The following is a 10,506-nucleotide window of genomic DNA, read 5'->3' on the forward strand; positions in this document are numbered from 1 at the left end:
CCCCGGGGGGCCGCCGGTCAGGCCGGTTGCAGGCGCGGGGCGGCGGCGTGCTGACGGACCCGCTCGTAGAGGGCCACGTACTTCTCGGCCATCACCGCCGGCGTGAAGCGGAGCGCGGCCTCGCGCCGGCACTCGTCCGGCTCCAGCAGGCCGGCGGCCAGCAGCAGGTCGCCCAGCTCGTCCTCGTCCGCGGTGAGCAGACCGGTGCGGCCGTGCTCGATCAACTCGGGCAGGCAACCCCGGGCGGTCGCGACCACCGGCGTGCCCAGGGCCAGCGACTCGACCACCGCCGTCCCGCCCGGCTCCTCCCAGCGCAGCGGGAACAGCGAGGCACGGGCGCCGGCCAGCAGGTCGTCGCGCTCCTGCCCGGCCACCGTGCCCACCCAGCGGACCAGGTCGCCGTCGACGTGCGGTGCCACCTCGTCGTGGAAGAACCGGACGTCCGGGTTCTGCCGGGCCTCGTCCCCGGCGGCGGCCAGGTCCTCCGGCCGGTGGTACGGGCCGACGGGCCCGGCGAGCACCAGCGGGACCCCCACCCGCCGGGCGAGGCGGGCGCCCACGTCCTGGCCCTTGCCCGGGTTGATCCGGCCCAGGATGATCAGATAGTCGCCCTTGTCGACCCGGGGCCGCCGGTCCGCGTCGACGGCGAGCGGGGTCGACAGGTGCACGTGCCCCACCGAGTGCTCCCGCAACGCTCCCGGCGCGCGGGCCAGCTGCGAGGCGGAGACCCCGTTGACCCGGACCCGGTCGCCGCCGTCGAGGTTGCCGTAGAGCGCCGGGTGCTTGGCGAGGTCCCAGTGCAGCGTGTGCAGTGCCGGCGGGGCGTCCGGACCCATCGCGGCGAGCGTGGCCAGGCCGACCGCCTCCACGTGGTCGTGCACCAGGTCGATGTCGTCGCGGGAGTGCAGCGCGCGCACCACGCCGTTCAGGTGCGCCTGGGAGATGCCACAGACCTGGTTGTACGGCCGTTGCAGGGCGTGGAACTGCCCGTCGGGAAAGACCGAGAACTTCTCGTCGACCGGCAGGGTGCTGCTGTCGACCGAGGCGAGCACCACCCGCACGCCGAGGCGGCGCAGCTCCGGCACCAGCGTCGCGATGACGTTCTCGATGCCGCCGTAGCCGGGCGGCGGCACGGACAGCCACGGGCCGGCGTTCATCAGGACGGTGAGGCTCATGCGGGATTCCTTCCCTCGGCGGGGCCCCGGGCCGTCCGCGCCCGGTCACCAGCGGTCGTCAGTCCTCGCGCGTTCACGCCGCCGCGACCCGTCGGCGGGGGATGCGGTGCCGCAGCTGTGCCAGGGGCGGCCGCTCCTCGACGGAGACGTCGCTGACGACGATCTCCCGGTCCAGGTTCGGCAGGGCGTCGGAGCCGCCGCGCCGGAACTGGGTCAGCAGGGCGGCGGGCATCGCGCCCGGCGCCGCCCAGCCCCGCCGCTGCAGGCGCGACCAGGCGGTGAGCATGATCTGGGCCGACATCTGTCCCAGGGCGGCGGTGTCCTGGTGGCGGTGCCTGCGCTCGCCGAGGTCCACCTGGGCCAGCGCGTCCAGCCCGACCAGCTCGAGCAGGTCGATCAGCATCGCCGTCTCCACCCCGTAGCCGGAGACGAACGGCACCTGCTCCAGCACCTCCCGGCGGCCGGCGTACTCACCGGCGAGGGGCTGCACGAAGCCCGCCAGCTCCGGCCAGAACAGGTTCAGCATCGGCCGGGCCATCAGCTCCGTCACCCGCCCGCCGCCGTCGGCCTCCACGCTGGACGCCCCGACCAGCGGGCGGTGGTAGAAGCCCTTGACGAAGTCCACCGAGGCATCGGTCAGCAGCGGGCCGATCAGCCCCGTCACGAAGTGCGGGCGGAACTCGCGCAGGTCGGCGTCGACGAACGCCACGACGTCGCCCTCGGCCGCGGCCAGCCCCGCCCAGAGGGCATCCCCCTTGCCGGTCAGCCGCGGCAGGCCCCGGGTCATCGCGTCCTGGCTGACCACCTCCGCGCCTGCGGCGCGGGCCACCTGGGAGGTGCGGTCGGTGGACCGGGAGTCCACCACGATCAGCTCGTCGACCAGGGCCACCCGCTCCATCAGGTGCTCCCGGATCGTCGACACGATGGCGCCGACCGTCGCCTCCTCGTTGCGGGCCGGCAGGACCACGCTGACCCTGCTGTTCCCCTTGGCCCGCATCAGCCGCCGTGCCGGCCAGTCGCCCGCCGACGTGGTCCGGTAGGTGGCCCACGCCTCCACCACCGGTGACACCATCGTTTCCGTATTCCGCACAGGCACCCCCAGATCGTGGCGGAAAAACCTTCGTCGTATTTCCCACTACCGCACTCGCGCTAACCGCAGCATGCCTAACAGCTCGATCACGGGGGTGGGGGACCGGGTTCCGCACCGGTGAACGTTTGGTTGCGCCCACCCGGGGGGAGTGCAGTCGCCGAAAGGTGAAACCGTGGCGGAAGGGCATTTCATGCGCACGTGCCGGGTGGGACTGGTAGGGGCCGGCGGGGTGGCGCAACGCCACGCCCGGGTGTTGGGCGGCTTCGCGGACGTGGAACTGCTCGGGGTGACCGACGTGGTGCCGGAGGCGGCGGCGGAACTGGCGGGGGCGCACGGCGCGCAGACCTTCGGCGACGTCGACGAGTTGTTGGCCGCCGGTCCGGACGCCGTCTACGTCTGCGTGCCGCCGTTCGCCCACGGGCCGGCGGAGGAGGCGGTCGTCGCGGCCGGGGTGCCGATGTTCGTGGAGAAACCGGTCGCCGTCGACCTGGCGACCGCCGAGCGGATCGCCGACCTGGTGGCCCGGCGGGGGCTGCTCACCGGCGTCGGGCACCACTGGCGGTACCTGCCGGTGGTGGAGCAGGCCCGGGAGCTGCTCGGCGACCGTCCGGTGCGGATGGTCAGCGGCGCGTGGTGGGACAAGGTGCCCCCGGTGGCCTGGTGGTCGCGGCGGGATCGCTCCGGTGGCCCGGTCGTCGAGCAGGCCGCCCACGTGCTGGACCTGGTCCGGTTCCTGGTCGGCGAGGCCACCGAGGTCACCGCGTACGGCAACGGCACCCCGCCGCCGGTCGACGGCGCCGACATCGACTCGGTGACCACCGCGGCGCTGCGCTTCGCCGGTGGCGCCGTCGGCACCCTCACCGCCGCCTGCGTGCTCGGCTGGAAGCACCGCGCCGGCCTGGAGATCCTCGCCGACGGGCTGGCCCTGTCGCTGGGCGAGGACGGCCTGGTGGTACGCGACGCCGACGGGGAACGCCGCTTCGCCGCCGACCCGGACGCCGCCCGGGTGGCCGTGGACCGGGCCTTCGTGGACGCGGTACGGGGCGTCGGCGACGACGTCCGCGTCCCGTACGCCGAGGCCCTCGGCACTCAGCGGCTCGCCCTCGCGGTCGCCGACTCCGCCCGCACCGGCCGGCCCGTACGCCTGGACACGCCCGCCGCCGCGCCGCTCGCCACGGGGGTGACCGTCGATGCGTGACCGGGTGGTGGTGGTCAGCGGCCCGGGGCGGGTGGAGCTGGTCGAGCAGGACGCCGCCGAGCTGGTCGACGGCACGTTCCGGGTGCGGACGCTGTTCAGCGGCGTGTCCGCGGGCACCGAGCTGAGCTACGTCAAGGGCACCAACCCGTACCTCAACGTCACCTGGAACGCCGACCTCGGGCTCTTCCAGCCGGGCGCGGCGAGCACCCCGTACCCGGTGACCCGGCTGGGCTACATGCAGGTCGGCCGGGTGGTGGAGAGTCGTACCCCCGCCGTCGCGGTGGGCACCGTCGGCGCGATGACGTACGGCCACCGCACCGGCTGGGTCGCCGACCCGGTCGCCGAGCGGTTCGTGCCGCTGCCCGACGACCTCGACCCGCTGCTCGGCGTCTACGTCGCGCACATGGGGCCGATCTGTGCCAACGGGGTGCTGCACGCCGCCGCCGACCTGTACGGCGCCGACGTGCGGTCCCTCGGCGACGGGGTGCGGGGCCGCCGGGTCGCGGTCGTCGGCAGCGGGGTGGTGGCCCTGCTCACCGCCCTGTTCGCCAAGCGCCACGGTGCCGCCTCGGTGCTGGTGCTGGACCCGACCCCGCAGCGGCGGGCCGTCGCCGAGGCGCTGGGCCTGCAGACCCTCGACCCGGAGGCCGACGACCCGGCGGTGGTGCTCAAGACCCGCTGGGCGCACGGTCCCGGCGACCGGGGCGCCGACGTGGTGTTCCAGTGCCGGGGGCAGGCGTGGGCGTTGCAGCTCGCGCTGCGCCTGCTGCGCCCCCAGGGCACGGTGGTCGACCTGGCCTTCTACCAGGCCGGCGCGGACGCGGTCCGGTTCGGCGAGGAGTTCCACCACAACGGGCTGTCGCTGCGCTGCGCGCAGATCGGCCGGGTGCCGCGCGGGCTGGCCCCCACCTGGGACCGGGAGCGACTCTCCGCCGAGACGGTGGACCTGCTGCGCGCGTACGGGGACGTGATCCGCAAGCACCTGGTCTCGGCGGTGGTGCCGTTCGAGGAGTCGCCGACGCTGCTGACGGACCTCGCCGAGCGGCGCCGCCAGGAGCTCCAGGTGGTGCTGACCGTCTGAGGGCCCCAAGTCCGGCCGGGGCACGTGCCGCCGCCGGATACCGTTCCCGCCATGACCGCCGACGCTCCCGCCGGAACCATCGCCGACTCCGCCACGACCGCCGCCGGTTCCGTCACGACAGCCGCCGACGACACCGGCACCGCTGGTTCCGCCGGGCGCGTCGACGGCCGGCGGGTCGGCCTCGCCGCCCTGCTGCCGTACCTGCGCGACCATCGCGGCACCCTGGCCGTGGTGGGCGTGCTGTCGCTGGCCGGCGCGGGGGCGTCGCTGGCGCAGCCGCTGCTCACCCGCTCGGTACTGGACGGGCTCTCCGGCAGCCGATCCGTGGCCGGGCTGGTGGCGGCGCTGGTCGCCCTGGTGCTGGTGGCCGCGGCACTCGGCGGGCTGCGGGACTACCTGCTGCAACGCACCGCGGAGGGGGTCGTGCTGGGCACCCGGCGGCGGCTGGCCGGGCACCTGCTGCGGCTGCCGATCGCCGAGTACGACCGCCGCCGCACCGGCGACCTGCTCTCCCGGGTCGGCTCGGACACCACCCTGCTGCGCGCGGTGGTCACCTCCGGCCTGTTCGAGGTGGTCACCGGCGCCGTGATGGTGCTCGGCGCGGCGGGCGCGATGGTCCTGCTCGACCCGGTGCTGTTCGGGGTGACCCTGCTCGGGGTGGCCGCCGGCATCGCCATCGCGGTCGCCTTCGCCCACCGGGTACGCGGCCTGGCCCGGGCCGCGCAGGAACGCATCGGCGAGATGACCTCGGCGGTGGAGCGGGCCATCTCCGCCGCCCGGACGATCCGCGCGGCCCGGGCGGAGCGGCGCGAGGCCGACGCGATCGGCGTCAGCGCCACCCAGGCGTACGCGGCGGGGCTGCGGGTGGCCCGGGTGCAGGCGTTCGTCGGCCCGGCCAGCAGCGTCACCATCCAGGGGGCGTTCCTGCTGGTCCTCGGGGTGGGTGGGGCGCGGGTCGCGGCGGGCGCGATCAGCGTCGGCGACCTGGTCGCCTTCATCATGTTCCTGTTCTTCCTGGTGCTTCCGCTCGGGCAGGCGGTGCACGCCTACACCCAGTTGCAGACCGGGCTGGGTGCGCTCCAGCGGATCGAGGAGGTGCTCGCCGTACCGGTGGAGGAGGCGGCCGACCGGCCGGCGCCGGCCCCTGCTGCGGCACCCACCGGCGGCGGCCCGGCGTCCGTCGAGTTCGACCGGGTGGGCTTCGGCTACCCCGGCGGCCCGCCGGTGCTGCGCGAGGTCAGCTTCACCGTGCCGGCCGGCACCCGGACCGCCCTGGTCGGCCCGTCGGGGGCCGGCAAGTCCACGCTGCTGGCGCTGGTCGAGCGGTTCTACGAGGTCACCGAGGGCACGCTGCGCCTCGACGGGGTCGACGTGCGGGACCTGCCCCGCGACGCGCTGCGCGCCCGGATCGGCTACGTCGAGCAGTCCGCACCCGTGCTGGCCGGCACGCTGCGGGAGAACCTGCTGATCGGCGCGCCGGAGGCTCCCGAGGCCCGGCTGCGCGCGGTGCTCGACGAGGTCAACCTCGGTCACCTCGCCGAGCGCGCCCCCGAGGGGTTGGACGTGCAGGTGGGCGAGGGCGGGGTGCTGCTCTCCGGCGGCGAGCGGCAGCGGCTGGCGATCGCCCGCGCCCTGCTGGCCGGACCGCCGGTGCTGCTGCTCGACGAGCCGACCAGCAACCTCGACGCCCGTAACGAGGCCGCGTTGCGCCGGGCCATCGACGCGGTGGCCGCCCGACGCACCCTGCTGATCGTGGCGCACCGCCTCTCCACCGTCGTCGACGCCGACCAGATCGTGGTGCTCGACGGCGGCCGGGTGGCGGCCACCGGCACCCACGACGAGCTGACCGAAACCAGCCCGCTCTACCGCGAGCTGGCCGCCCACCAGCTCCTGGTGACCTGAGCGGTCCATGCCCCGACCGGCCCGGCGGCGAAACCCGCGCGGCGGCGCGCCGGGCGGGCCGCCAATGCCGGGCCCGGTCGCGTACCGTTGCCGCTCATGGGTGTGTCGCAACGCTTGAAGAGCAGGTTCCGCCGGTTCCTCCAGCGCCCGGGGACGACGGTCGACCTGGCGCCGTTGGAGAAGCTGCTGCCGGCAGTCGAGGCGCGTGAGGATGAGCTGTCGGCGCTCGACGATGCCGAGCTGATCGAGGCCGCCGGCAAGGCCACGGGCTACGAGGAGATCTGCGCGATCGGCCGCGAGGCCGCCCGCCGCGGCCTCGACCAGCGGCCGTACGACGTGCAGCTGCTCGGCGCGATGGCGCTGCTCTCGGGCAAGGTCGCCGAGATGGCCACCGGCGAGGGCAAGACGCTCACCGCGACCATCGCCGCCTACGGGCACGTCCGGCTGGGCAACGGCCCGGTGCACGTGCTCACCGTCAACGACTACCTGGCCCGGCGCGACGCACTCTGGATGGAGCCGGTCTACACCCTGCTCGGCCTGAGCGTCGGCTGGGTCAACGAGGCGTCCACCCCGCAGGAGCGGCGCGACGCGTACGCCTGCGACGTCACCTACGTCTCGGTCAGCGAGGCCGGCTTCGACTACCTGCGCGACCAGCTCGTCACCGACGTGGAGGACCGGGTGCAGCGGCCGCTGCGCACCGCGATCGTCGACGAGGCCGACTCGCTCCTCATCGACGAGGCCCGGGTGCCGATGGTCCTCGCCGGCGCGGTCGCCGGTGAGCAGGATCCGGTGCACGCCGCCGCCGCGCAGGTGCGGGGCCTGCGCAAGGGCAAGCACTACACGGTGGCGGAGGACGGCCGCAGCGTCGCCTTCACCTCCGCCGGCCTGGCCGCCGTCGAGGCCAAGCTCGGCATCGACCTGTACGACGAGGAGCACGTCGCGCAGCTGTCCGCGGTGAACGTGGCGCTGCACGCGCACGCCCTGCTGCACCGCGACGTCGACTACATCGTCCGGGACGGCTCCGTCGAGCTGATCGACGAGATGCGGGGCCGCGTCGCCCAGCGCCGCCGCTGGCCGGACGGGCTCCAGGCGGCCGTGGAGGCCAAGGAGGGCCTCGACGCCACCGCCGAGGGTGAGGTGCTCGGCACGATCGCCGTGCAGGCGTACATCGCGCTCTATCCCAAGGTGTGCGGCATGACGGCGACGGCGGTGCTGGTCGGCGACCAGCTCCGGGAGTTCTTCGGCCTCGAGGTGGCGGTGATCCCGCCGAACACGCCGTGCGTGCGCGAGGACGAGCCGGACCGCATCTACGCCACCCGGGCGGAGAAGGAGGAGGCGCTGATCGACGAGATCAAGCGCAACCACGAGCGCGGGCGGCCGGTGCTGGTCGGCACCCTCGACGTGAAGGAGTCCGAGGGGCTGGCGGCCGGCCTGAACGCCGCCGGCGTGCCCTGCGTGGTGCTCAACGCGAAGAACGACGACGAGGAGGCGGCGATCATCGCCGAGGCCGGCGCGTACGGCGCGGTGACCGTCTCCACCCAGATGGCCGGCCGTGGCGTGGACATCCGGCTCGGCGGCAGCGACCAGGCCGACCGGGACCGGGTGGCCGAGCTGGACGGTCTCTACGTGATCGGCAGCGGCCGGCACGACAGCCGGCGCGTCGACGACCAGCTGCGCGGCCGGGCCGGTCGGCAGGGCGACCCGGGCGGGTCGGTCTTCTTCGTCAGTCTGGAGGACGACCTGGTCGTCCGGCACGCCGGCGACGCCGTCCCGGCCTCGCCCCGGATGAACGCCGACGGCCTGGTCACCGACGACCAGGTCGAGTACGCCGTGGAACACGCCCAGCGGGTCGCCGAGGGCGTCAACCACGAGATCCACCGCAACACCTGGCGCTACAGCGTCGTCATCGAGCAGCAGCGCAAGGCTCTCGCGGAGCGCCGGGAGCGGCTGCTGACCAGCGACGTGGCGGCACTCATGCTGCTGGACCGGATGCCGGAGAAGGCCGGCGAGATGGACGAGGACCTGCTCGCCCGGGCCGCCCGGTGGATCGCCCTCTACCACCTCGACCGGCTCTGGGCGGAACACCTCGCGGAGCTCTCCGAGGTGCGTGAGGGCGTACACCTGCGTGCGCTCGGCCGGCTCGACCCGCTGGACGAGTTCCACCGGGCGGCGGTGCCGGCGTTCAACAACCTGATCCCGGAGATCGAGCGGCGGACCATCGACACCTTCGAGGAGACGGAGTTCGAGGAGGACTGGGAGCCGGACGAGGCCAAGCTGGTGCGGCCGAGCGCGACCTGGACGTACCTCGTGCACGACAACCCGTTCGGCTCGGAGCTGGACCGGTTGATCGCCTCGGTCGGGCGGCGGCTCAGCTCCGCGTCGCGCTGACGTTCTGGGCCCCTTCCGCTGCCTCCGGGCGCGGAAGGGGCCCCTTTTGCGCCGTTTCGACCCCGGTTTGCGAGGGTAGAAGGGCGGGTCCGAAGAGTCGGGAGAGAACCAGACGATGGAACAGGTGACGGCGCCGGTCGGGCGTGCGGGGGCACGCGCCGGGACGGTGGGGGCAGTGGACCGGTGAACCTGGAGATGCGGGACCCGGCGGTGGAGCGGCTCGGTGTCCTGGAGACCGCCGCCCTGCTGCGCGAACTGACAGCCGGGCTGATCGCGGTAGACGACTTCGACGAGGCGCTGGACGCGCTGGTACGCACCGCCCGCGACGCGGTGGCCGGCGTGAGCTGGTGCGGCTTCACCGCGCTGCGCGCCGGCGAGCCGGCGGGGGTGGCGGCCTCCGACACGCGACTGGCGGGCCTCGACGACCTGCGGCACGGCCCCGACTCGCCGGCGATGGACGCGATCCGGCGACGGGAGATGATCCTCTCCGACCGGTTGGACCGCGAGGAGCGCTGGCCGGCCTGGACGCCGCGGGCGCGGGAGCTGGGCGTGCACGGGGTGATCTCCGCGCCGGTCGACGTCGACGAACAGGTGATCGGGGCGATCAACCTCTACGCCGGCGCCGCCGACCTGCTCACCCCCGGGCACCAGCTCACCGCGATGCTGCTCGCCGAGCACGCCGGGCTGCTGCTCGCCGCGGTCCGCGACCGGGCGCGCAAGGCGGCCCGGGCCGGTGAACTGGACGCCACGGCGCTCGGTGACGGGGTGATCGGGCAGGCGATCGGCGTGATCATGACCCAGCGCGGCTGCCCGGCCGAGGAGGCCCTCGACGTGCTGCGCAGCGCGGCGTCGTCGCTGGACATCCCGCTGCGGGAGGTAGCCGACCGGCTGGTCGCCACCGTGTCCCGACCCCGGGACAACTGACCTCTCCGGCATCCCCGCACCCCGCCGCTCGTACGAATCCCGTACGGCCTTCCTGGCTTCCTGCGACCAGCGGGGTTGGCGGGACCGGTGGGCCGCGTGTCGTTTCGGCGTACGGGCGCCCGGGTAGCACCCTGGACTGGTGACGCGTGCCTACCTGGGGAGGAACCATGCAGAGCCGGCTGCGGGTGCAGGGGCACCCGATCCAACCGATGCTCGTGACGTTCCCGTTCGGGCTCTTCGTGAGCGCGACCGTGTTCGACCTGACCGACGTGCTCGGCGGCCCGGCCTTCCTCGGCGAGGTCGGCTACTGGACATCCGTGGCGGCCCTGGTCGCCGCCGCGCTGGCCGCCGTGGCCGGCATGATCGATTTGTGGGACGTCCCGGTTGACCGGACCCGGCGCACGGCGATCACCTTCAACCTGGTGAACGTGGCGATGGCCGCGCTGTTCCTGGTCTCCTGCCTCGTCCGCGCGGACGCGCCGCAGCGGGGCGCCTCCCTCGTACTGCTGCTCACCGAACTGGTGGCCCTGGGCATCGGCGCGGTCGGCGTCTCGCTGGGCGCCCGCCTGGTCCGCCGCTTCGACGCCGGCCGTCGGGCCGAGGCCACCACCTTCGACGCCCTGGCCGACGTCTCCGACGCCACCGTCGACCTCGCCTCCCACCGCCCCTGACCACCCCACCCCCGCCCCACCCCCGCGCCCGCGCCGCCCCACCCCCGCGCCCGCGCCGCCCCGCGCCCGCGCTGCCC

General features: G+C 74.6%; 8 protein-coding genes. 6 read left to right on the top strand and 2 right to left on the bottom strand.

Annotation, left to right across the window (positions count from 1 at the left end):
- Positions 1-17: 17 nt before the first annotated feature.
- Both AB0D32_RS27375 and AB0D32_RS27380 read right to left on the bottom strand, forming a co-directional pair.
- Positions 18-1,175, bottom strand: a complete 1,158-nt coding sequence (locus AB0D32_RS27375; RefSeq protein ID WP_357096177.1) for a glycosyltransferase — start codon at positions 1,173-1,175, stop codon at positions 18-20.
- Positions 1,176-1,248: 73 nt separating this feature from the next.
- Positions 1,249-2,265, bottom strand: a complete 1,017-nt coding sequence (locus tag AB0D32_RS27380; RefSeq protein ID WP_357096213.1) for a glucosyl-3-phosphoglycerate synthase — start codon at positions 2,263-2,265, stop codon at positions 1,249-1,251.
- A 190-nt stretch (positions 2,266-2,455) separates the two neighbouring features.
- On the opposite strand from AB0D32_RS27380, the gene AB0D32_RS27385 reads away from it, so the two are divergent.
- From AB0D32_RS27385 to AB0D32_RS27410, 6 genes are all read left to right on the top strand, one after another.
- Positions 2,456-3,463: a Gfo/Idh/MocA family oxidoreductase gene (locus tag AB0D32_RS27385; RefSeq protein ID WP_357096217.1), complete on the top strand. Its 1,008-nt coding sequence runs from the start codon at positions 2,456-2,458 to the stop codon at positions 3,461-3,463.
- Entirely contained in the window at positions 3,456-4,544 is a 1,089-nt protein-coding gene (locus AB0D32_RS27390) for a zinc-binding dehydrogenase (RefSeq protein WP_357096180.1), read from the top strand. Before AB0D32_RS27385 ends, AB0D32_RS27390 begins: the two co-directional genes overlap by 8 nt.
- Positions 4,545-4,595: 51 nt before the next feature.
- A complete protein-coding gene (locus AB0D32_RS27395) occupies positions 4,596-6,446 on the top strand; it encodes an ABC transporter ATP-binding protein (RefSeq protein WP_357096182.1) in 1,851 nt (616 codons plus the stop codon).
- A gap of 96 nt (positions 6,447-6,542) precedes the next feature.
- Entirely contained in the window at positions 6,543-8,834 is a 2,292-nt protein-coding gene (gene secA2, locus AB0D32_RS27400; protein ID WP_357096185.1) for an accessory Sec system translocase SecA2, read from the top strand.
- A gap of 183 nt (positions 8,835-9,017) precedes the next feature.
- Positions 9,018-9,758, top strand: coding sequence for a GAF and ANTAR domain-containing protein (locus AB0D32_RS27405; RefSeq protein ID WP_357096188.1), 741 nt, complete (start codon positions 9,018-9,020; stop codon positions 9,756-9,758).
- Positions 9,759-9,925: 167 nt separating this feature from the next.
- Positions 9,926-10,429, top strand: a complete 504-nt coding sequence (locus AB0D32_RS27410; protein WP_357096191.1) for a DUF2231 domain-containing protein — start codon at positions 9,926-9,928, stop codon at positions 10,427-10,429.
- Positions 10,430-10,506: the final 77 nt, after the last annotated feature.

It is taken from the genome of Micromonospora sp. NPDC048170, assembly GCF_040652795.1.
GTDB lineage: Bacteria > Actinomycetota > Actinomycetes > Mycobacteriales > Micromonosporaceae > Micromonospora.

Coding starts and splice junctions, on each gene's coding strand:
- AB0D32_RS27375 (WP_357096177.1), bottom strand. CDS start 1,175: ATGAGCCTCACCGTCCTGATGAACGCCGGCCCGTGGCTGTCCGTGCCG.
- AB0D32_RS27390 (WP_357096180.1), top strand. CDS start 3,456: ATGCGTGACCGGGTGGTGGTGGTCAGCGGCCCGGGGCGGGTGGAGCTG.
- AB0D32_RS27385 (WP_357096217.1), top strand. CDS start 2,456: ATGCGCACGTGCCGGGTGGGACTGGTAGGGGCCGGCGGGGTGGCGCAA.
- AB0D32_RS27410 (WP_357096191.1), top strand. CDS start 9,926: ATGCAGAGCCGGCTGCGGGTGCAGGGGCACCCGATCCAACCGATGCTC.
- secA2 (WP_357096185.1), top strand. CDS start 6,543: ATGGGTGTGTCGCAACGCTTGAAGAGCAGGTTCCGCCGGTTCCTCCAG.
- AB0D32_RS27395 (WP_357096182.1), top strand. CDS start 4,596: ATGACCGCCGACGCTCCCGCCGGAACCATCGCCGACTCCGCCACGACC.